26 protein-coding genes and 1 tRNA gene are annotated in these 21,600 nt (G+C 57.7%); 19 read left to right on the plus strand and 8 right to left on the minus strand.

All coding sequences use genetic code 11. From position 1 onward, the window contains the following. Positions 1–28: 28 nt before the first annotated feature. The 5 genes from murI to hemA are packed head-to-tail and all read right to left on the minus strand — an operon-like array spanning position 29 to position 4,764. The gene (gene murI, locus ABX75_RS07325; RefSeq protein WP_047881684.1) at positions 29–823 is read right to left on the minus strand and encodes a glutamate racemase; all 795 of its coding nucleotides are present in this window, start codon (positions 821–823) and stop codon (positions 29–31) included. After that, positions 816–1,571, minus strand: coding sequence for a molybdopterin-synthase adenylyltransferase MoeB (locus tag ABX75_RS07330; RefSeq protein ID WP_034095788.1), 756 nt, complete (start codon positions 1,569–1,571; stop codon positions 816–818). The genes murI and ABX75_RS07330 overlap by 8 nt, the downstream gene beginning before the upstream one ends. Continuing rightward, positions 1,565–2,395, minus strand: a complete 831-nt coding sequence (gene prmC / locus ABX75_RS07335) for a peptide chain release factor N(5)-glutamine methyltransferase (RefSeq protein WP_034095787.1) — start codon at positions 2,393–2,395, stop codon at positions 1,565–1,567. Before prmC ends, ABX75_RS07330 begins: the two co-directional genes overlap by 7 nt. Further along, positions 2,396–3,478 carry a peptide chain release factor 1 gene (prfA, locus tag ABX75_RS07340; RefSeq protein WP_034136799.1) on the minus strand — a complete coding sequence of 361 codons (1,083 nt, stop codon included), beginning with the start codon at positions 3,476–3,478 and terminating at the stop codon, positions 2,396–2,398. Then, the gene (hemA, locus tag ABX75_RS07345; protein WP_034095785.1) at positions 3,475–4,764 is read right to left on the minus strand and encodes a glutamyl-tRNA reductase; all 1,290 of its coding nucleotides are present in this window, start codon (positions 4,762–4,764) and stop codon (positions 3,475–3,477) included. Before hemA ends, prfA begins: the two co-directional genes overlap by 4 nt. 183 nt (positions 4,765–4,947) lie before the next feature. Here hemA and ABX75_RS07350 point away from each other — a divergent pair, with 183 nt between their 5' ends. The 19 genes from ABX75_RS07350 (at position 4,948) to ABX75_RS07425 (ending at position 19,440) form a co-directional block, all read left to right on the plus strand. Continuing rightward, positions 4,948–6,672, plus strand: coding sequence for a tetratricopeptide repeat protein (locus ABX75_RS07350; protein WP_034095784.1), 1,725 nt, complete (start codon positions 4,948–4,950; stop codon positions 6,670–6,672). 4 nt (positions 6,673–6,676) lie between these two features. Next, positions 6,677–7,294: a lipoprotein insertase outer membrane protein LolB gene (lolB, locus tag ABX75_RS07355; protein ID WP_047881685.1), complete on the plus strand. Its 618-nt coding sequence runs from the start codon at positions 6,677–6,679 to the stop codon at positions 7,292–7,294. A gap of 49 nt (positions 7,295–7,343) precedes the next feature. Further along, complete coding sequence (gene ispE, locus ABX75_RS07360; protein WP_219730105.1) at positions 7,344–8,147, plus strand: 4-(cytidine 5'-diphospho)-2-C-methyl-D-erythritol kinase; 804 nt, start codon at positions 7,344–7,346, stop codon at positions 8,145–8,147. 37 nt (positions 8,148–8,184) lie between these two features. Next, positions 8,185–8,259 (plus strand) — tRNA-Gln (locus tag ABX75_RS07365). Between the two features lie 46 nt (positions 8,260–8,305). After that, the gene (locus ABX75_RS07370; protein WP_003171603.1) at positions 8,306–9,247 is read left to right on the plus strand and encodes a ribose-phosphate pyrophosphokinase; all 942 of its coding nucleotides are present in this window, start codon (positions 8,306–8,308) and stop codon (positions 9,245–9,247) included. 137 nt (positions 9,248–9,384) lie between these two features. Next, complete coding sequence (locus ABX75_RS07375; RefSeq protein WP_034095781.1) at positions 9,385–9,981, plus strand: 50S ribosomal protein L25/general stress protein Ctc; 597 nt, start codon at positions 9,385–9,387, stop codon at positions 9,979–9,981. A 167-nt stretch (positions 9,982–10,148) separates the two neighbouring features. After that, positions 10,149–10,733, plus strand: coding sequence for an aminoacyl-tRNA hydrolase (gene pth / locus ABX75_RS07380; RefSeq protein WP_034095780.1), 585 nt, complete (start codon positions 10,149–10,151; stop codon positions 10,731–10,733). Positions 10,734–10,754: 21 nt separating this feature from the next. Beyond that, positions 10,755–11,855 (plus strand): redox-regulated ATPase YchF, encoded by a 1,101-nt coding sequence (ychF, locus tag ABX75_RS07385; RefSeq protein WP_034095779.1) that lies wholly within the window; start codon positions 10,755–10,757, stop codon positions 11,853–11,855. A gap of 313 nt (positions 11,856–12,168) precedes the next feature. Next, a complete protein-coding gene (locus tag ABX75_RS07390; protein WP_034095778.1) occupies positions 12,169–13,092 on the plus strand; it encodes a sigma-54-dependent Fis family transcriptional regulator in 924 nt (307 codons plus the stop codon). A 296-nt stretch (positions 13,093–13,388) separates the two neighbouring features. Further along, positions 13,389–13,607: a hypothetical protein gene (locus ABX75_RS28990; RefSeq protein WP_143506543.1), complete on the plus strand. Its 219-nt coding sequence runs from the start codon at positions 13,389–13,391 to the stop codon at positions 13,605–13,607. 91 nt (positions 13,608–13,698) lie between these two features. After that, positions 13,699–14,067, plus strand: a complete 369-nt coding sequence (locus ABX75_RS28300) for an EscI/YscI/HrpB family type III secretion system inner rod protein (protein WP_082136133.1) — start codon at positions 13,699–13,701, stop codon at positions 14,065–14,067. Between the two features lie 5 nt (positions 14,068–14,072). Next, the gene (gene sctJ / locus ABX75_RS07395) at positions 14,073–14,873 is read left to right on the plus strand and encodes a type III secretion system inner membrane ring lipoprotein SctJ (RefSeq protein WP_047881687.1); all 801 of its coding nucleotides are present in this window, start codon (positions 14,073–14,075) and stop codon (positions 14,871–14,873) included. Between the two features lie 277 nt (positions 14,874–15,150). Then, the gene (locus tag ABX75_RS29620) at positions 15,151–15,468 is read left to right on the plus strand and encodes a type III secretion protein (protein ID WP_236238622.1); all 318 of its coding nucleotides are present in this window, start codon (positions 15,151–15,153) and stop codon (positions 15,466–15,468) included. Then, entirely contained in the window at positions 15,446–16,039 is a 594-nt protein-coding gene (sctL, locus tag ABX75_RS07400) for a type III secretion system stator protein SctL (protein ID WP_047881688.1), read from the plus strand. The genes ABX75_RS29620 and sctL overlap by 23 nt, the downstream gene beginning before the upstream one ends. A gap of 74 nt (positions 16,040–16,113) precedes the next feature. Continuing rightward, positions 16,114–16,332: a hypothetical protein gene (locus tag ABX75_RS07405; protein ID WP_034095775.1), complete on the plus strand. Its 219-nt coding sequence runs from the start codon at positions 16,114–16,116 to the stop codon at positions 16,330–16,332. Next, the gene (locus ABX75_RS07410; RefSeq protein ID WP_034095774.1) at positions 16,333–16,725 is read left to right on the plus strand and encodes a hypothetical protein; all 393 of its coding nucleotides are present in this window, start codon (positions 16,333–16,335) and stop codon (positions 16,723–16,725) included. A gap of 14 nt (positions 16,726–16,739) precedes the next feature. After that, the gene (gene sctC, locus ABX75_RS07415) at positions 16,740–18,878 is read left to right on the plus strand and encodes a type III secretion system outer membrane ring subunit SctC (RefSeq protein WP_047881689.1); all 2,139 of its coding nucleotides are present in this window, start codon (positions 16,740–16,742) and stop codon (positions 18,876–18,878) included. After that, positions 18,875–19,078, plus strand: a complete 204-nt coding sequence (gene hrpT / locus ABX75_RS07420; protein ID WP_034095772.1) for an HrpT family type III secretion system protein — start codon at positions 18,875–18,877, stop codon at positions 19,076–19,078. Before sctC ends, hrpT begins: the two co-directional genes overlap by 4 nt. An 11-nt stretch (positions 19,079–19,089) precedes the next feature. Next, positions 19,090–19,440 (plus strand): hypothetical protein, encoded by a 351-nt coding sequence (locus ABX75_RS07425; protein WP_047881690.1) that lies wholly within the window; start codon positions 19,090–19,092, stop codon positions 19,438–19,440. Here the strand turns inward: ABX75_RS07425 and sctU are convergent, their stop codons facing one another. From sctU to sctS, 3 genes are read right to left on the minus strand one after another with little or no spacing between them, the layout of a single operon-like run. Beyond that, a complete protein-coding gene (gene sctU / locus ABX75_RS07430) occupies positions 19,441–20,538 on the minus strand; it encodes a type III secretion system export apparatus subunit SctU (protein ID WP_047881691.1) in 1,098 nt (365 codons plus the stop codon). Then, entirely contained in the window at positions 20,535–21,323 is a 789-nt protein-coding gene (gene sctT, locus ABX75_RS07435) for a type III secretion system export apparatus subunit SctT (RefSeq protein WP_034095769.1), read from the minus strand. The genes sctU and sctT overlap by 4 nt, the downstream gene beginning before the upstream one ends. A gap of 10 nt (positions 21,324–21,333) precedes the next feature. Next, positions 21,334–21,597, minus strand: coding sequence for a type III secretion system export apparatus subunit SctS (sctS, locus tag ABX75_RS07440; RefSeq protein ID WP_034095768.1), 264 nt, complete (start codon positions 21,595–21,597; stop codon positions 21,334–21,336). Positions 21,598–21,600 lie beyond the last annotated feature (3 nt).

The following is a 21,600-nucleotide window of genomic DNA, read 5'->3' on the forward strand; positions in this document are numbered from 1 at the left end:
CTTCTAATCACGAAATTTCACGAAATTTTCACGAGGCGAAGCTTCGCACGATTCCGGGATGTTTCCATAGTGTCGGTAGGATATTTCTTAGGTGAGACAGATCGCCGCTGGTCCAGAACTGCGCGGGAGCAGGTTTCCGGTCGGCCAACAGGTTGCGCTCGCCCAATAAGCGCTTGAGCTGCCGTGCCACTGCGGCGCCAGTATCAATGAGGATGACGCTCGGCGGCAGCATTTGCGCCAGCATCGGTTTAAGGAAGGGATAGTGGGTACAACCGAGGATGATGGTGTCGCAACCGGCACTGAGCAGGGGGTCGACATAACCCTGTAACAACTGGCGCAGGGCCGGGCTGCTCAGGTCGCCGGTTTCAATCAGCTCAACCAGGCCTGGGCATGGCTGGGTAATCACGCGCACGTCGGTGGCAAAACGGTCGAGCAGAGCCGCGAACTTGGCGCTTTGCAGGGTGCCGGTGGTGGCGAGCACGCCGACCACACCACTGCGGGTCGCGGCGGCAGCGGGTTTGACGGCGGGCTCCATGCCCACCAGCGGCCAATCGGGGTAGTCCATACGCAGGTCGGCGACGGCGGCCACCGTCGCCGTGTTGCAGGCAATTACAAACGCCTTGGCGCCCTGCTCGCGGAAAAACGCCGCCACCCGCCGCGAACGCTCGCGAATAAAGGCCGGAGTTTTCTCGCCATAAGGGATATGCCCGCAATCGGCGACGTAGAGCAGCGACTCGTGGGGCAGTAGTTGCTGGATTTCCTCCAGCACCGACAGGCCACCGATACCGGAATCGAACACACCGATCGGCGCATCCTTACCCATGGCGAGTCCCGCAGACACTGCAGCCAGGGTCGCGCTTGACCCGCAGCTCGCGGAAACGCGTGGTCAAGGCATCGATCAGCAATAAACGCCCGACCAACGGCTCGCCAAAACCGGCCAACAGCTTCAGGGCCTCCAGGGCTTGCAGGCTGCCGACCAAGCCCACCAGCGGCCCGACGACACCGGCTTCGCTGCAGGTCAATTCGGCGTCGCTGCCGTGCCCATATAAACAGTGGTAGCACGGGCTGTCGGCGCGACGGGGGTCAAACACTGACAATTGCCCTTCCAGACGAATCGCCGCGCCGCTGATCAACGGCTTCGCGGCGGCGACACAGGCGGCATTGACCGCCTCGCGGGTAGAGAAGTTGTCACTGCAATCGAGCACCACATCCACTTGAGCCACGGCAGCGGCCAGCGAATCGGCATCCAGCGCGGTGCGATGGGGCACCAGTTGGATGTCGGGGTTGATCGCGCGCAAGCGACGCATGGCCGAGTCGACTTTGGTCTGCCCGACGCTGTCGGTGTCATGGATGATCTGGCGTTGCAGGTTAGTCAAGTCGACCGTGTCGAAATCCGCCAAATGCAACTGGCCAACGCCCGCAGCGGCCAGGTACAGCGCTACCGGCGCGCCCAGACCGCCAAGGCCGACTATCAGGGCACGGCCGTTTTTGAGGCGCAATTGCCCGTCAATGTCGACATGCTGCAACAGAATCTGTCGGCTATAGCGCAACAGCTCCTGATCGGTCAGCACGGCCGGCGCCCTAAGGTGATACGTTCGTGCCCGCCAAGGTCGACGCGGCTGTGCACTTGCTCAAAACCTTGGCTCTGCAACAGGTCGCGTACCGCAGGGGCTTGATCGTAACCGTGCTCCAACAGCAACCAGCCACCCGCATTCAGGTGGGCGGGCGCGTCCTGGATGATCAGCCGCAGGTCATCCAAACCATCATGGCCCGCCACCAGGGCGCTGGCGGGCTCGAAACGCACGTCGCCGGCCACCAGATGCGGGTCGTTGTCGGCGATATACGGCGGGTTGCTGATGATCAGATCGTAGGAGTGCCCGTGCAGGGCGCTGAACCAATGGCTGTTGAGTACCGTGGCGTTATTCAAGTGCAGACGCTGGCGATTGCGCTCGGCCAGGGCCACCGCTTCCAGCACACGGTCGACCGCGGTCACTTGCCAGGCCGGTCGCTCACTGGCCAGGGCCAGAGCAATCGCGCCGCTGCCGGTGCCCAGGTCAAGCACGCGGGCGGGCGTGGCCGGCAATAATTCCAGCGCCGCCTCCACCAGCATTTCGGTCTCGGGACGCGGGATCAGCGTGTGTGGCGCCACTTCAAGGTCGAGTTTCCAAAAGCCTTGCTGGCCGAGAATATAAGCCACCGGCTCGCCCGCGCGGCGGCGTTGCAGGTAGCCGGCAAACGTCAGCGCGTCTTCGCTACTGACGATTTTTTCCGGCCAGGTGTGCAGATAGCTGCGCGATTTACCCAGGGCCGCAGCCAGTAACAATTCGGCGTCCAGGCGCGCGGTGGGCGAATCCGGCAGGTCGGCGGCGCGCAACAGGCTGGCGATGATGGTCATTTATTCACCTATGGCCGCTAGTTGATCGGCCTGGTATTCGGCGAGCAACGGCTCGATCACCGCTTCAACGCCGCCGGCGAGGATTTCGTCCAGGGAATACAGGGTGAGGTTGATCCGATGATCGGTCACTCGGCCCTGGGCGAAGTTGTACGTGCGAATGCGCTCGGAGCGGTCGCCCGAGCCCACCAGCAGCTTGCGCTCAGTGGCGATCGCATTGGCGGCGGCGCTGGTCTGCTGGTCATTGAGCTTGGCCGACAGCCAGGACATGGCACGCGCTCGGTTCTTGTGCTGGGAGCGCTCTTCCTGACATTCCACCACGATGCCCGACGGCAAGTGGGTGATACGGATCGCCGAGTCGGTCTTGTTGACGTGCTGGCCGCCGGCACCGGACGAACGATAGGTATCGATGCGCAAGTCGGCCGGGTTGATCTCGATGGCTTCCTGTTCATCCGGCTCGGGCAGCACGGCGACGGTGCAGGCCGAGGTGTGGATGCGGCCCTGGGACTCGGTGGCCGGCACCCGTTGCACACGGTGCGCGCCAGACTCGAACTTCAGCTTGCCGTAGACATTGTCGCCTTCGACACGGGCGATGACTTCTTTATAGCCACCGTGTTCGCCTTCGTTCTCTGACAGGATCTCCACACGCCAGCCGCGACGCTCAGCGTAGCGCGAGTACATACGGAACAGGTCGCCGGAGAAGATCGCCGCCTCGTCGCCACCGGTGCCGGCGCGGATTTCGAGGAACACGTTGCGTCCGTCGTTGGGGTCCTTGGGCAGCAGCATGCGTTGCAGGTCGCCTTCCAGCTCGGCGAGTTTTTCCTTGGCCTCGCGGACTTCTTCCACGGCCATTTCACGCATGTCCGGGTCGCTGTCTTTGAGCAGTGCCTGGGCGCCTTCGAGGTCGGCCTGCACTTTCAGCAGGTTCTTATAAGTGGCGACCACGGGCTCAACTTCGGCGTATTCCTTGGAATAGGCACGGAATTTGGCTTGATCGGCGATGACCTCGCCATCGCCGAGCAAGGCGGTCAGTTCTTCGAAACGGTCCTGGAGCACGTCCAGTTTATTGAGCAGTGACGCTTTCATTGCGGTTTTTTATCCGAAGAGCTGTCTGACGCGCCCTCTCCGAGGGCAAAAAGTTCCTGGGCCATGGCCAGCGCATCGAGGCGGCCTTCGGCGGTCAATTTCTTAAGTTGCACACTGGGTGCATGCAGCAATTTGTTGGTCAGGCCACGCGCCAACTGCATCAACACCTCTTCGGCGCTGCTGCCATTGGCCAGCAAGCGCTGGGCCTTGATCAGTTCTTCGTCGCGCAGGCGTTCGCCCTGCTGACGATACGCCTTGAGCACGTCCACCGCCGCCAGTTCACGCAAGCGCACCATGAAATCTTCGGCGCCGGTGCTGACCATTTCCTCGGCGGCCTGGGCTGCGCCCTGACGAGTCTTGAGGTTTTCGGCGACCACTTCGTGCAGATCGTCGACGCTGTACAGATAAACATCGTCCAACTCGCCGACTTCGGGCTCGATATCCCGAGGAACGGCGATATCCACCATGAAAATCGGCTTGTGCTTGCGCAGCTTCAGCGCGCTCTCAACCGCGCCTTTGCCCAGGATCGGCAACTGACTGGCGGTGGAGCTGATGACGATATCGCTGCGCACCAGTTCGGCCGGGATATCCGCCAGCAGCACCGCATGGGCGCCGAACTGTTCGGCCAGGATACTGGCGCGCTCCAAGGTACGGTTGGCCACCACGATACGCTTGACCCCCAGGTCGTGCAGGTGACGAGCGACCAAGGTGATGGTTTCCCCGGCGCCGATCAGCAGCGCCTGGCTGCGCTGCAGGTCACTGAAAATCTGCTTGGCCAGGCTGACGGCCGCGAACGCCACGGACACCGGGTTTTCGCCGATCGCCGTGTCGGTGCGCACCTGCTTGGCGGAATTGAACGTGGCCTGGAACAGCCGACCCAGCAACGGACCAACGGTGCCGGCTTCGCGCGCCACGGCGTAGGCGGATTTCATCTGGCCCAGGATCTGCGGCTCGCCCAACACCAGCGAATCGAGACCGGCCGCCACACGCATCATGTGACGAACTGCCGCATCCTCTTCATGCACATAAGCACTGGCGCGCAGCTCGTCGAGGCTCAAATGGTGATAATCGGCCAGCCAGCGCAGGACGACATCCGCAGAGAGATGTTCCTGTTCTATATAAAGCTCACTGCGATTGCAGGTCGAAAGGATCGCAGCTTCGCGACTGTCGGTGAGCCGGCAGAGCTGCTGCAAGGCTTCAACCAACTGCTCAGGCGTAAACGCCACGCGCTCGCGCACGTCTACAGAGGCAGTCTTGTGGTTAATACCGAGTGCGAGGAAGGCCATTCAATATCGCTGATGATGTCGGGAAGCCGGCGATTGTCCTACTTCGAAAGATTCAGAACAACCACCGTCGTCTATTGTCCCTATACCTTGTGCCTATAAAAGACACGCACTGAGACTCGGTTATGTTTGGCCGAAGGCTTGTGTCATGATGATCCGACCGCAGGTTAGTCGTCCTCTTCCTATATGAATAGATCTTCCGCGTTGCTCCTTGCTTTTGTCTTCCTCAGCGGCTGCCAGGCCATGGCCCCCGTGCAGCCGGACGGTACGCCGCCGACAGAAGACAGCACCCCCGCCCCTGAAAAGCCCAAGGTTTACTCATCGTTCAGCGAAGAAACGGTGTACAGCCTGCTGACCGCGGAGCTGGCCGGCCAGCGCAATCGCTTCGATATTGCGCTGGATAACTACGTGACCCAGGCCATCAATACGCAGGACCCGGGGATCTCCGAGCGCGCGTTTCGCATCGCCGAGTACTTGGGGGCCGATCAGGCGGCGCTGGACACGTCGCTGATCTGGGCGAAAAACGCCCCGGACGACTTGGAAGCACAACGGGCGGCGGCCATTCAGTTGGCGCGGGCCGGGCGCTATGACGACTCCATGGTGTATATGGAGAAAGTCCTGCAGGGCAAGGGTGACACCCATTTCGACTTCCTGGCGCTGTCGGCCGCCGACACCGACCAGGACACCCGCAATGGCCTGATGAACAGTTTCGACCGACTGCTACAGAAGCACCCTAAAAACAGCCAGCTGATTTTCGGCAAGGCCTTGCTGCTGCAACAGGATGACGAAGCCGAAGCAGCGCTGAAGCTGCTGGAACAAAACCCGCCGGATGAGGGGGAAATCGCTCCCATCCTGCTGCGCGCACGCTTGCTGCAGAATCTCAATCGCGGCAAGGAAGCGATTCCCTTGCTGGAAAAAAGCATCAAGAAATACCCGGAAGACAAGCGCCTGCGCCTGACTTACGCACGTATGCTGGTGGAGCAGGACCGCATGGAGGACGCCAAAGTGCAGTTCGCCAATCTGGTCCAGCAATATCCGGACGACGATGAACTGCGCTACTCCCTGGCCCTGGTATGCCTGGAAGCCAAAGCCTGGGACGAGGCCAAAGGGTACCTGGAAGAGCTGATCGCCCGGGAAAGCCATGTGGATTCCGCGCACCTGAACCTGGGCCGCATTGCCGAAGAGCGCAACGACCCACAGGCAGCCCTGCTCGAATACGCTCAGGTCGGCTCCGGTAACGATTACCTGCCGGCCCAACTGCGCCAGGCCGATATCCTGATGAGCAACGGCCGCACCGATGAGGCGGAAAAACGCCTGGCCGCCGCGCGGGATGCCGAGCCGGACTATGCCATCCAGTTGTACCTGATTCAGGCTGAGACCTTATCGGCCAATAGTCAGGGTGATCGCGCCTGGAAAGTGCTGCAACAAGCCTTGTTGCAATTCCCCGACGATTTGAACCTGCTGTACACCCGCGCCATGCAGGCGGAAAAACGCAATGATTTGGCGCAGATGGAAAAAGACCTGCGCCTGATCATCAAGCGCGACCCCGACAACGCCATGGCCCTCAACGCCCTGGGTTACACCTTGTCCGATCGCACCACCCGCTACGACGAGGCCAAGGCGCTGATCGAACAAGCGCACAAACTCAATCCGGAAGACCCGGCCGTCCTCGACAGCCTCGGTTGGGTGAATTACCGCCTGGGTAACCTGGATGAAGCCGAACGCTTGCTGCGCCAGGCGTTGGAGCGCTTTCCCGATCAGGAAGTCGCGGCCCATTTGGGCGAAGTGTTGTGGGCCAATGGCAAACAGCGCGAAGCCCGTCAAATCTGGGAAAAGTTCCTCAAGGAACAACCCGAAAGCCCCATCCTGCGCAGCACCATCAAGCGCCTGACCGGATCCGAGACCCTTTAAATTTATGTTTTTGCGCCACGTTATAGTGTTCAGTCTTATCGCCTTGCTCGCCGGTTGCGCGGGCTTTGGCGCCCGCGAATCCGTTGAAGGCCAGGGCAAACCGGCGCAATGGAAGCAGCACAAGAGCCAACTGGCCAGCATCGATGGCTGGCAGATCGAAGGCAAAGTCGGCGTACGCGCGCCGAAAGATTCCGGCAGCGGCACGCTGTTCTGGCTGCAACGCCAGGACTACTACGATATTCGCCTCTCGGGCCCACTGGGCCGAGGCGCGGCGCGGCTGACCGGGCGTCCGGGCCAGGTGAGCCTCGAAGTGGCCAACCAGGGGCGCTACGAAGCGACCTCCCCGGAAGCTCTGCTGGAAGAACAGATTGGCTGGAAACTGCCGGTGTCTCATCTGGTCTGGTGGGTGCGCGGTTTGCCCGCACCGGACAGCAAGAGTCGCCTGAGCCTTAACGGCGACAGTCGTCTGGCCACCCTTGAACAGGATGGCTGGCAGGTTGAGTACCTCAGTTACGTACAACAGAACGGCTATTGGCTGCCCGAACGCATCAAATTGCACGGCAAGGACCTGGACGTCACGCTGGTGATCAAGGACTGGCAACCGCGCAAATTGGGGCAATAACGTGACCGCAGAAAAACTGACCCTGCCCTCTCCGGCCAAACTCAATTTGATGCTGCATATTCTCGGACGCCGTGAAGACGGCTACCACGAGCTGCAGACGCTGTTTCAATTTCTCGATTACGGCGACGAACTGACCTTCGCCGTACGCGACGACGGCGTGATCCAGTTGCATACCGAATTCGAAGGCGTGCCCCACGACAACAATCTGATTGTGCGGGCCGCGAAAAAACTCCAAGAGCAATCCGGCAGCTCACTGGGCATCGACATCTGGATCGATAAAATTTTGCCCATGGGCGGAGGGATAGGCGGTGGCAGCTCGAATGCCGCGACTACCCTGCTGGGCCTGAACCACTTGTGGCAGCTCGGCTGGGACCATGATCGCCTGGCTGCGCTGGGTCTGACGCTGGGGGCCGACGTCCCGGTTTTCGTACGCGGGCACGCGGCTTTTGCCGAAGGCGTAGGGGAAAAACTGACGCCTGTAGAGCCTGAAGAGCCATGGTACGTCGTGCTTGTCCCGCAAGTATCTGTAAGTACAGCAGAAATTTTTTCAGATCCGCTGTTGACACGTAACTCTCCTCCCATTAAAGTGCGCCCCGTTCCCAAGGGAAACAGTCGAAATGACTGCTTACCGGTTGTAGCAAGGCGTTATCCAGAGGTACGTAACGCTTTGAATTTGTTAGGTAAATTTACCGAAGCAAAATTAACCGGAACTGGAAGTTGTGTGTTTGGGGGCTTCCCAAACAAAGCTGAAGCTGATAAAGTCTCGGCCCTTCTTACAGAGACCCTTACAGGGTTTGTAGCAAAGGGAAGCAACGTTTCGATGTTGCATCGCAAGCTGCAAAGTCTGCTCTAAAAGGAATCGAGTACTGGGTACTCGTTGCAACAGATACAGGGGCGTCGCCAAGCGGTAAGGCAGCAGGTTTTGATCCTGCCATGCGTTGGTTCGAATCCAGCCGCCCCTGCCATTTTCCTATACTCATCCAGGTTACCCTCAGCCTCTAGGTACTGCGCGTGTCCAAGATGATGGTCTTTACGGGGAACGCTAACCCCGATCTGGCTCGACGTGTCGTACGTCAGCTGCATATCCCTCTCGGTGACATCTCTGTCGGTAAATTCTCCGACGGCGAAATTACAGCCGAGATCAATGAAAACGTCCGCGGTAAAGATGTCTTCATTATTCAGCCGACCTGCGCTCCGACCAACGATAACCTGATGGAACTCGTCGTGATGGCTGATGCCTTCCGCCGCTCCTCAGCGACTCGAATCACAGCTGTAATCCCTTACTTTGGTTATGCCCGTCAGGATCGCCGTCCGCGTTCCGCACGTGTGGCTATCAGCGCGAAAGTCGTGGCTGACATGCTGACCGTGGTAGGCATCGACCGTGTTCTCACGGTTGACCTGCACGCTGACCAAATCCAGGGGTTCTTCGATATTCCGGTAGATAACATCTACGGCTCCCCCGTTCTGGTGGATGACATCGAAGACCAGCGCTTTGAAAACCTGATGATCGTGTCCCCGGACATTGGTGGCGTCGTGCGTGCACGAGCTGTTGCCAAATCCCTGGGCGTGGACCTTGGGATCATCGACAAACGCCGTGAAAAAGCCAATCACTCTGAAGTGATGCATATCATTGGTGATGTCGAAGGGCGTACCTGTATTCTGGTTGATGACATGGTCGACACCGCCGGCACCCTGTGCCACGCGGCGAAAGCCTTGAAAGAGCACGGTGCGGCTAAAGTCTTCGCCTACTGCACACACCCTGTGCTGTCGGGCCGAGCGATCGAGAACATCGAGAATTCTGTGCTGGACGAACTGGTGGTGACCAACACCATCCCGTTGTCCGCCGCCGCTCAAGCCTGTGCGCGTATCCGTCAATTGGATATCGCACCGGTCGTTGCCGAGGCGGTTCGCCGTATCAGCAACGAAGAATCGATCAGCGCGATGTTCCGTTAAGGGTTCCCCCTTCGTAACAAAGCACTGACGAAAAGCGCCCCGCCCCAGCATTGTGTTGGGGCGGGGCTTTTTTGCCCATATCGAGTCTGGCGCTGGTCGCAAACGCCGCTCGATGATGGCTATTTTGGAGATACAAAATGACTGAATTTACTCTGAACGCTCAAGCGCGTACTGACCTGGGGAAAGGTGCGAGCCGCCGCCTGCGTCACGCCGCCAACATTCCTGCTGTTGTATACGGCGGTAGCAAGCCTGCTGAATCCGTGACCATCCTGGCCAAAGAAATCGCCAAGCTGTTCGAAAACGAAGCTGCCTACAGCCACGTTATCGAGCTGAACGTCGACGGCACCAAGCAGAACGTCATCGTTAAAGCAATGCAGCGTCACCCTTCCAAGCAGTTCATCATGCACGCCGACTTCGTTCGCGTTGTTGCTGGCCAGAAACTGACCGCTATCGTGCCTGTGCACTTTGTTGGTGAAGAAGCTCCGGTCAAGAAAGGCGGCGAGATCTCTCACGTCCTGAACGAAATCGAAGTGACCTGCCTGCCGAAAGACCTGCCTGAGTTCATCGAAGTCGATCTGTCGGCTCTGGAAATCGGCGCCATCGTTCACCTGTCCGACATCAAGGCACCAAAAGGCGTTGAGTTCGTTGCACTGGCTCACGGTGATGACAAAGCAGTTGCCAACGTACACGCTCCACGCGTTGCTCCAGAAGCTGAAGAAGGCGCTGCAGAGTAATTCACTCTGTCTTGCCGGAGCTTGAGGAAACATCGCGGACCGAAACGTAGCGAGAAAGCGGGCGATAACGCGGCGTTTACTCTTGAGTAAATGATCTTTGTCGTCCACTTTCGCCGCATGCAGGTCGCGGCGATGTTATCCACAACTCCAAAGGAAGGGCCCCTGTCGTGACTGCCATTAAACTGATCGTTGGCCTGGGAAATCCAGGCGCTGAATACGAACAGACCCGGCATAACGCGGGGGCCCTTTTTGTTGAGCGCATCGCCCACGCCCAAGGTGTAAACCTGGTGGCCGATCGCAAATATTTCGGCCTGACCGGACGCTTTTCGCATCAAGGTCAGGATGTTCGTCTGCTGATTCCCACCACTTACATGAACCGCAGCGGCCAGGCTGTCGCGGCGCTTGCGGGCTTCTTCCGGATCAAACCCGAAGAAATCCTGGTGGCCCATGACGAGCTGGACCTGCCACCCGGCGTCGCCAAGCTCAAACAGGGCGGCGGGCATGGTGGTCACAATGGCCTGCGCGACATCATCGCGCAGTTGGGCAATCAGAATACCTTTTACCGCCTGCGGCTCGGCATCGGCCATCCGGGCGTTGCCAGTATGGTTTCAAATTTCGTCCTGGGTCGTGCGCCACGCGCCGAACAGGAAAAACTCGATGCCAGCATCGATTTTGCCCTCGGCGTGCTGCCGGATATCCTCGCCGGTGAATGGAACCGTGCGATGAAAAACCTGCACAGCCAGAAGGCCTGACTCTTACCGAGGGGAAACACCATGGGATTCAATTGCGGCATCGTCGGCCTGCCCAACGTCGGCAAATCCACCCTGTTCAACGCCCTGACCAAGTCCGGTATTGCGGCGGAGAACTTCCCCTTCTGCACCATCGAACCCAACAGTGGCATCGTGCCTATGCCCGATCCGCGCCTGGACGCATTGGCGGCCATCGTCAATCCCAAGCGCATCCTGCCGACCACCATGGAATTCGTCGATATCGCGGGCCTGGTGGCCGGCGCGTCGAAAGGCGAGGGCCTGGGTAACAAGTTCCTGGCCAACATCCGTGAGACCGACGCCATCGCCCACGTGGTCCGCTGCTTTGAAGACGAGAACGTGATTCACGTCTCCAACAGCGTCGACCCGAAACGCGACATCGAGATCATCGACCTGGAACTGATCTTCGCCGACCTCGACAGCTGCGAAAAACAACTGCAGAAAGTTGCGCGTAACGCCAAGGGCGGCGACAAGGATGCCGTGGTCCAGAAAGGTCTGCTGGAGCAGTTGATCGCCCACTTTACCGAAGGCAAACCTGCGCGCAGCCTGATGAAGAACATGGGTGCCGACGAGAAAGCCGTGATCAAAGGCTTCCACCTGCTGACCACCAAGCCTGTGATGTACATCGCCAACGTGGCTGAAGACGGCTTCGAGAACAACCCGCTGCTCGACGTGGTCAAGGCCATTGCCGACGAAGAAGGCGCCATGGTTGTTCCGGTCTGCAACAAGATCGAAGCGGAAATCGCCGAACTTGAAGACGGCGAAGAAAAAGACATGTTCCTTGAGGCCCTGGGCCTGGAAGAGCCTGGCCTGAACCGTGTAATCCGTGCCGGTTACGAAATGCTCAACCTGCAGACCTACTTCACCGCCGGTGTTGAAGAAGTCCGCGCCTGGACCGTCAAGGTCGGTGCCACAGCACCACAGGCTGCCGGTGTGATCCACACCGACTTCGAAAAAGGCTTTATCCGCGCTGAAGTGATCGCTTACAACGACTTCATCCAGTACAAGGGTGAAGCCGGTGCCAAGGAGGCTGGTAAATGGCGGTTGGAAGGCAAGGAGTACATCGTTAAGGACGGTGATGTGATGCACTTCCGCTTTAACGTATAAACGTCACTTGTAATTCATTCATAAACAAAAGGCCGATGCATTGCATCGGCTTTTTTGTGGGCGACCTTTTAATTGGAAAACCCCACCTGCAAAAATTACATATTCTCAGATATTTCCTATTTATCACGCTCACACCTCTCTCTCATTAAGCATCGCGTAACTTATCGTCCAATAGAAAGTCACTTTCCTACACCACTTTCCTCTTCAGAGGCTCAAAGACTAATGACAACTTCTTTAATCTACGCTCTACTGGTGACCGCAGGCATAATATCTTTTTAATAATGAAGCCATAGCGAGAAGGGAATATCTTCCAATGTCGGCTACCTTCAACATGGAAAATGAAACGGCCCTTTCACTCATCGAAGGCCCGGACATTGAAAATACTTTAAACAACACAGCCACTCTCAACATAGACATTTTGTTGCTGGGGGAAACCGGTACTGGCAAGGATACGCTAGCACAACGAATTCATCTTCTATCGGGCCGGCGAGGCAACTTTGTCGCCGTGAACTGTGCGGCCATTCCGGAAAGCCTCGCGGAAAGCCAATTGTTTGGTGTAAACAGCGGGGCCTATACCGGGGCGATACAATCCAGGGCAGGTTTCGTCGAGGCTGCCCACCTAGGCACGCTCTACCTCGATGAGATCGACAGCATGCCATTGAATCTTCAAGCCAAGCTGCTACGAGTGCTGGAGTCGCGAGGCGTCGAGCGCTTGGGATCGACCCGCTTTATCCCGGTGGACATGCGTGTCATAGCCTCTGCACAGCACTCGCTGCACCAAATGGTCGAGCACGGCACGTTCCGTCGTGACCTGTATTTTCGCCTGAATGTTGTCCATATCCAGCTTACGCCGTTGCGGGACAGGCGCGAGCGCATCATCCCGTTGTTCTTGGAGATGATCCGGCAGGAAGCCAGCTATTTTAATTGCTCGGCCCCGCTGCCCTCTGATGGATTGCTGCAACAATTGCTGCACCACCAGTGGCTGGGCAATGTTCGCGAGCTGCGTTCGACGGCAAAACGCTTCGTGCTGGGACTCACACCGCTTTCCATTCCCATGAGCAACTTGGCGGTTACCCAGACGAACCTGAAGGCACGTCTGCAGCAAATTGAAAAAGCACTGATTGAGGAGTCGTTGAGTCGCCATGAGCACTGTGTAGATACCGTCGCACTGGAGCTGGGGGTTGCAAAGCGCACGTTGTACTACAGAATTAAGCAACTGGAGATAGCGCTCGCATAACGTCGTTTTCGCCCCTATCCACTCAGATCTTTTCAAAAACTTTCGGCAATTCCAACCCCAATTTAACGCTCATCAGGCCTTCACGCTAACACCTATTGACTTGTTAATACTTTCAGAGCCCAGACACACACTTTGAAATATTCAGCCGTTAAACAAATTGGAACGTTTTAGTCGGGCTAGCCACCTAGTCATAGCCAGGCTCGAACCCTCCTTAAGTAATTTAAAGAGGCGCCAAAGTACCCTTCGACAGCCGGCAACCATATCAATTTTTATGTCAATGAAACCGGAGACTCATCATGAGTAGTGCAATTGGTTCTGGATACAGCTCGTCAGCAAGTCTTTACAACAACTTGTCACAAAGTCTGAACAAAGATGCCGGGGACATCGGAGGTGGTGGAAGTGCTGGCTCGGCGAGTGATCGTGCAGCAGCGGTCGCCGAGGCGACTTTCAAGGAAAGCTTGAAAGCGAAGATGATCTCAGGTCTGTATGCCGCGGCTAAAGAAATCCGCTCATAAATAGGCGACCTCCCCCCGGCTCTTCAGTTGGAGGGGAGGTTCTTATGTCCCTAGGTCGTGAACATGCGACAAACATCACTAAAGGCCTTATATGCAGATAGACGATTTTGGTGCGGCAACGTTTATTACCGGCAGGGACACCGCCAGAATTAAGCAAGCCACTGTAGCGCCCGCGACAGATGTTGCTTTTTTTTCGTCGTTGCTAGATCCAACGGCATCGAACACCGCAAGGGTGGCTAAAGACGGCACACCTTCGCTGCTCGCTACCACTTCAAGCCAACTTCAGGACTTAAACCGTCGCCTTGGGCGCACGTTGAAATCATCAAGTAAAACTATGGACGTTGAAAAATTCAGGGAGTATCCACGGGATTTGTCCAATGCGACGCTTACCTCGCAATTGCTCATAAAAAGCTTGGGCAAAGCTACCCAATGCATCGACAAAATTTCTAATCTGCAATAGTGAACATGACTAAATTTCTGTCTGTCGCGTTACTTCTGGTGATTACATTCACGTTAAGCGGATGCAGCGAACGTGTAGAACTTCATCGCCAACTCTCTGAGCAAGAGGCCAACGAAGTCATAGCAGAATTAGCTGACAAACACATTCGCGCACAAAAAGTCCCAGCCAAAGATGGTGTTGTCGTCGCAGTTAATGCAACCGACATAGGGCGTGCCGTACGCACGTTAGAAGCCGCAGGCCTGCCCCGTGTTGCACGGACGACCCTAGGCGATACCTTCCGTAAGGAAGGGGTTATTTCCACCCCACTGGAAGAGCGGGCACGCTACATTTATGCCTTGTCCCAGGAACTTGAGGCGACGTTGTCTAACATCGACGGCGTCATCGTTGCCCGCGTTCATGTAGTACTGCCAGAGCGCATCGCACCAGGAGAGCCGGTCCAACCCGCGTCCGCCTCAGTATTCATCAAGCACGACCCTCGTTTGGATCCCGATAACATCCGCGCACGCGTACGCAGGATGGTGGCGAGTAGTATTCCAGGCATGACCACTGCAGTGGATAACCCGCAGAAGCTCACGGTTATATTCGTACCAGCCGCCACTTATCAGGAACAGCAACGCCTGGTCTACTTCGGGCCATTTCTCGTCCCCAGCGACGATCTCGGATTTTGGCGAGTTGCCGTTATCGTTTCTTTGCTCAGCCTGGTGTCATGCGTGAGCGCCGGGCTATTCCTGCACAATCGGCGTCAACGCCTTAACTCAAAATCACCCGCAGCTAGCGGCACGCTTGGCCCCGCACATGATGCATAGACCTGATCATGCGATGCGTGATGAGCTGGCGTGGGCCCAGTGGTGGGCATTCCCGTGGACATGCGCTCACGAAGACTGGCGAGATGATAAGTATCACGTGCTTACACGGCTCTATCACTGTGGAAAGTCGGTGCCGGCCAGCCTTGCGGGGGTTGCACCCTGTTTGCCTCCTGCACCTCATCCCTCCGTGCTTCGCCTGGCCTTGGCCACAGCGGACCAACTTAACTTGGCGATGGCACTAGTTCACAACACGTTTAGTCCTCAGGCCGCAACGCTCTTGAGCGACAGTCATCATCTATGGTGCCTGCGTTTATCCAAGGCGTTTCCTCCCGCCATGCTGACGCCGGACGCAGATCCGTTGCAACTACTCCATAACTGGGTAGATCCCCCTATCTGGAAGCGCCTTCGCCTGCGATTCCCCCGCGAGCGCGTGCGTGAAGTTGAAAGGATCAATGTCCTGATTGAGAACGCAGGCAGCCGACTGAATATGCTATGGCAAGCCGTAGCTTGGCGCGCTATGGCACGTACAACCAATCAGATGCATCCCGAACCTGGCGGCGAGGAAACCGACGATGTTATGCAGATGCACAATTGAGTTACCTAAGGGCGCGCCTAGAGCGTCGCGTATTCTGATCCCCCGCGACGAGCTTTTAAATTGGGAGCAGGCAGATCAACTCTTGAGCCGAGCTGATGCGCAGGCCAATGAGCTGATACGCCAAGCAGAGAAAAAGTGCGAAGTGCTACTGGAGAAGGCCTCTCTGGAGGTCTGGCAGCGCGCAGATGCCCAATTCAAGCAGTGGGCACACGAGCGTCAAATGATGTGCGAAAGCCTAGAACGCTACGCGACATCGCTGACGAACCAGGCGATTCGTTGCCTGCTTGACGAAGCCGTTCCCCCTCAACGTCTCTCGGCCCTGATTAAACAGTTGCTTGCAAGCCAGGTCCAGGAGGTCGACGCAACACTGCTCTGCCACCCTGATGAATATGAGGAGATGAAACAGTGCCTTGCCAAATACAAGGCCACATTTTGGAAGCTTCAACCCGATGAAACTATCCCTACCCAGACTATTGTTCTGCATACAGAAGAGGGAGACTTTCGTATTAGTTGGCGGTCGATGCTCGATACTTTTTTCAACCCCGGCAAAGAACTACGCATGCAAATTTAACCGTACACCTCTTGGTGTTCTGCATGACGCGCCTCACCGAATTCATATAACAATGCACAAATAAGAGAACACATATGAACTTTTTCAAAGACCTGTCGCATGATCTTTTAAAAAAAAGCAATACCGCTCATCGACTTTACGAAGCGAACTCTCTCGCTGCCGGGGAAGACCCCTCGGACTCCACGTTGTTCTACGAACTCGCAGTAAGAACCACCACCGCTCAAATGGCATTCCTGGAGCATACCCGAGTCAAGCATATGTTGCTCAAAAGCACTTTTGAGAGCTTTCAATAAATGCGTGAATTTATCAGCGAGTGGCTACTTAGTCGCAAAGAACAGATTATCTTCTATGAAGCCGATAGCGAAATAACCTTGAAACATCAGGGGGACACGTTGTTGCTCAAGGTTCAACTGACTTCAACACACTCAGATAACGCAACGCACCAACTCTGGATGCGACTGGGCGCTGCCAGTCTGAATCACTTTCAGGGCGCACTTGCTCAGAAAGCTGACACAGGTGCGTTATGGCTGGTTCAAAGTCTGCGGGACGGGCAAGGAGAAACCCGCGTGCTCAAGTGCCTAGAACAGCTGCTCAACCAACGCGATACATGGCGCGCAGCAATCAAGCGCCTTGTTCGCCCCTCCCAGAACTTCAAACCCACTTCGCTTCGATCACTGCCTTTCTAAACTGAGAAAAGTCTATGTATAACCCCCCTTCCAAGCGCAGTAGCTTGCGCCTTGATTCGCCCGACGATTCATCTAAACGAGCGCATTGGCGGCGTAGCATGTTGGTGCTTTCCTTTCTGCTGATTCCCGCGAGTAACACGTTAGCCGCCATCCCTCCAGAATGGCGAAACACCGCCTACGCCTATGAAGCCGAGCACAAACCCCTACGAGACGTACTCGAAGACTTCGCCCAAACCTTCGGCACACAACTTCAAGTCGAAGGCCTGCTGGAAGGTAACGTCAACGGCAAGATCCGCGCTAACACCCCGCAGTCGATGCTCGATCGTCTCGGTGTAGAACACCGTTTCCAGTGGTACCTGTACAACAACACGCTCTATGTCAGCACGCTGGATCAGCAGGAATCAGCGCGCCTGGAAGTCTCTTCCGAAACCATCGCCGATCTCAAGCAGGCCCTCACCGACATCGGCCTGCTCGACAGCCGTTTCGGCTGGGGTGAGTTGCCCGAAGATGGTGTCGTGCTTGTTTCGGGGCCTCGTCGCTACATCGAGCAGATCAAGCACTTCAGCAGCCAGCGACGCTCACCGGATGAAAAGCAGAGCGTGCTGAGTTATCCGCTCAAGTTCGCGAATGCGGCGGACCGCCAAGTAGACTATCGCGGTGAAAAGCTGGCCATCCCCGGGGTGGCCAGTATTTTGCGCGGCCTGTTGGAGCCCCGCTCCAGCTCAACGCTTGCAGGGCTGAGCCAACGTCCCCACTCACAACCCGCGCCGCTCACCCCCAACACTCCCCGTCTGGGCAACCCATTGTTGGGCCAAATGCTCGGTACTAACGCTAACCCGGCGTCATTGGACATCGGCCCTGCGCTCACACCGCGCGCCCCGGTCTCAAACAGTCGGATTCGGGTCGAAGCCGATGTGCGCAATAACGCGGTGCTGATCTATGACTTGCCAGAACGCCAGGCCATGTACCGCGAACTGATCACCCAACTCGATGTGGCGCGCAAGCTGGTGGAAATCGACGCGATCATCCTCGATATCGAGCGCACGCAATTGCGGGAGTTTGGGGTGAACTGGGGGTTCCAGAACAGCCGTTTCCGCGGCGGGGCCAATCTGGCACCGGGCACGTCGTCACAGTTGTCGATCGAACACCGCGATCGCTTCTACGCGGACATTCGTGCCCTGGAGGCCAAGGGCCTGGCGACCATGGTCTCCAATCCCTCGGTGCTCACACTGGAAAACCAACCGGCGGTGATCGACTTCAACCGCACCCAATACCTGACGCCGGGCAGAGAGAATGCAACCATCTTGCCCGTCACTGTGGGAACCAGTTTCCAGGTGGTGCCTCGTGTGATCACCAGCCGTGGCGGCCATCAGATCCATCTGGCGGTGGATATCGAAGACGGTAACTTCGACGAGTCCAACCCTACCCCAGGCAACCTTGATGTACGCCGAGGCAAGGTCAGTACCCAGGCGGTGATGGCGGAGAAACGTTCGCTAGTGGTCGGTGGCTTCCACGTCACCGAAAACACCGACAAACACAACAAGGTGCCGCTGCTGGGCGATATTCCGCTGTTGGGCAAGGCGCTGTTCTCCTCGACCGAACGGCAGAACAACCGACGAGAGCGCTTGTTCATTCTGACCCCAAGGGTCATCGGCGATCAGTCCGACCCGTCACGCTACTTGCCCCAGGCCGACCAGGTTGAATTGCAGAAGGCCCTTGCGCCATTGGCCCGGCGCAATGCCCCTCACCCGCCGGTGATCAAGCGCAGCGATATCATCAGCACCCTGGCGCATTTGGTCAGCGGTGAAGTGCCTAAGCCCTTCAAGGCCGCACCGATGCCGCTGGCCTTGGATACGCTGTGCAGCACCCGCGACTTGCTGGCGTTGAATACCGAGCGCAGCCAGTGGTACGCAGGCCCCGAGTACAACGTTGCAGTCGTTGTGCTGCGCAACCAATTCAATCGCAATGTGCGTATCGACGAAAAAGAATGCAGCAACGCCCAGACCTTGGCCGTCAGCGTGTGGCCGCGCGCCTGGCTCAAGCCCGGTGAAGAAGCCGAGGTGTTTATCGCCATGCGCTCTGTGGTGAAGGATGAACACCTCAGCGTGCCGCGCCCTTCCTTGATCACTCCCGCTCAAAAGGCTAAACCATGAAACACCGCCTACTCTGCGTCACCCTGATCGGTACCGCGCTGCTCGTCGCCGGCTGCACCCCCACTTGCAAAGGCGACTCGTGCTCTCGCCCGCAATCGACCAAGGACAAGATGGTGATCTGGTGGCCACCGCAGATGCGTGTCGAACCGGGCCCCGCCGGGGAGCGAAAAGACTACCAAACGGTCTCTCTGGAACGATGAGCGCAACGGAAATGCCCGACGTACAACGCCAGGTATTTCTGGACAAGCTGGTGAGCGGCGCTGCCGCTCACCTGCAACTCGCCGCCGGAATTAAAGTGTGCGCACTGCAAGCCGGCATGCAGCCAGGGATGGCCTTGCTCATTGCGCGTGAATCGTTGCAACCCGGGCAACTGCAACGGGTTCTGGAGCGACGCTTTGAGTACGCGTCCTTGTACGATGGCTGCTTTGCCTACCTCGACGCCCAGAACGCACTGGTGATCTGGCACGCGCTGCCTACGGCGCGTAACACACTGGACAAAATTCTCAGCCGGATGTTGTCGCTGGCCAACCTCAGCGCCCTGAACACAACCTCCAGCCGCTGATCAACGCCGCTCAAGCTCCGGCAATTCCAGGGTTTCGCGCTTGGCTTCGTCATCCAGCTCACGCAAGGTCCGGTAGATCAACGCCACGGCCTGCAAGGTTTCGCGGGGAATGCTGGCACCTAGTTTTTTCTCGTAGAGCGTACGGGCCAACCAAACGCACTGGATCACCGGCACTTCGGCGGCCTTCGCTCGCGCGATCAATTGACGGGCGTCGGCGTCCGTACCTTTGCTGATCAGCAGCGGCAGCGGCGTCTTACCTGGGCGGTAATACAGGGCCACTGCAAAGTGCGTCGGGTTGACCACCAGCATATCGGCCTCCTCGAGCTTGGGCAGCTTGACCTTGGGTTCCTCCTGGGCCAGTTGCTGCGCCAACGCGCGACGCTGGCCTTTTACATGAGGGTCGCCCTCCATGTCCTTGTACTCTTTGACGACCTCGACCTGGGTCATGCGCATACGCTTGGCGAAGAAGTACTTCTGCAAGGCGAGGTCAATCAGGGCCAGCACCAATAACAACCCGAGACAGGCATGCAGCAACTGGCGAAACAGGGCGATTAGCCCCAACACGTAACTGGGCAGATCGCTGGTTGCCAGGTTGATCAGAGCCCCCAGCGAGGGCCAGACCACCACGTACACCACCAGGCCAATCAGGAATGCCTTGGCGATGCTCATCAACAGATTCATCACCGACTGGGCAGAGAACATTTGCTTGAGCTGGCTGACCGGATTGAGGCGGTTGAAATCGAGCTTCAGGGCCTCCGGGGCGAACAGCAAGCCGAATTGCATCCAACTGCTGATCAGCTTCGTCGTAATCGCTACCCCGACCATCAACAGGGCAAACGAGGCAAACATCACCAGCCCTTCAACCATCACTTCTTCCAACGCCCGTCCAAACGGCTCGTTAAAGCGCGACATCGGCAATGCCATCAATTGCTGGAAACGTTGCAGGCTGGTTTCGGCGGTTAACAAGGCAATCTCACTGATGGCCGTGAGTACCACGAGCTTGGGGATGTCCTGGCTCTGGGCGACCTGGCCCTTCTTGCGCTGGTCACGCAGTTTCTTGGCGGACGCCGGGTGCTTTTTTTCCCCCGAGTCACTCATGCGCCCGAGGCCTTGAACAGCAACCCCAACGAGTGTTTAAGCTCACCGAGCTGGAGCATGCGCCCAACGATCAGGTCCTGCAGCAAAGCAAAGTACAACAGCACAATTCCAATACCCGCCAGACACTTGACCGGCGGCGCCAGCGTACTCACCTGCAGCTGCTGGCTGTAAACCCCCAGCAACGCGATGCCGAACTCCAGCAACAACAGCACCGCGATAAAAGGCGCGGCGTACAGCATCATGTGCGTGAAGGTATCGCCCAGCAGGCCGACGAATACACTCATACCGTTCGGCGCAGGTAGCGGAAACCACACGGTCGGGGGCCAAATCAGGTAGCTGTCCCAGATCACTTGGGTCAGAGCGCCCAAGCCCAGGCTGACCATCAGCAGAAAAATCGCCAGATGCTTGAACAAGTGCCCGATCGGCGTGGCATCCGGCCCCAACGAAGGGTTGAGCTGACCACCGGCCAGCGCACCGCGCTGGTTATCCAGCAGCGCCCCCACCGCCTCGAACATCCAGAACGGCATCGCCAGCAACACGCCCAGCAATAGCCCGAGGGCCACCTCCTTGAGCGCCAACCCACCGAGCATGAGCGCCGAGTAATCCTGCCCCTGCAGCGCCGCATGGATACCCGGTGCGGGCATCAATGCCATGACCATCACAATGGTGTGCCGAGGCATGCCGCGTATGTGCTGAAAACAGAACGCCGCCACCAGGATGGCACAGGGGTAAATACGCGCCATGCCGATCAACAGACTGGGCAGGAATTCAAGGTAGAGCAGCACAGGCAAGGCCTCAGTTCAGGGCCGAGCGGCCGATCATGTCGAAGGTCAGGTTGATCAGTTGGATCAACTCCACACCAATCCAGCGTCCGGTCATGATCAGCGTGATACCCACCGCCACCAGCTTGATGCCAAAGGGCAACGTCTGGTCCTGGACCTGCATCAATGCTTGCACCAGGGACGTCAGCACACCGACCACCACCGCCACGATCAACGGTGGCGCCGACAGCACCACCACCAGCAACATGCCTTGCTTGAACAGCACGATCGGGTCCATAAG

Source organism: Pseudomonas sp. ARP3 (assembly GCF_001029595.1).
Classification (GTDB): Bacteria; Pseudomonadota; Gammaproteobacteria; order Pseudomonadales; family Pseudomonadaceae; genus Aquipseudomonas; species Aquipseudomonas rhodesiae.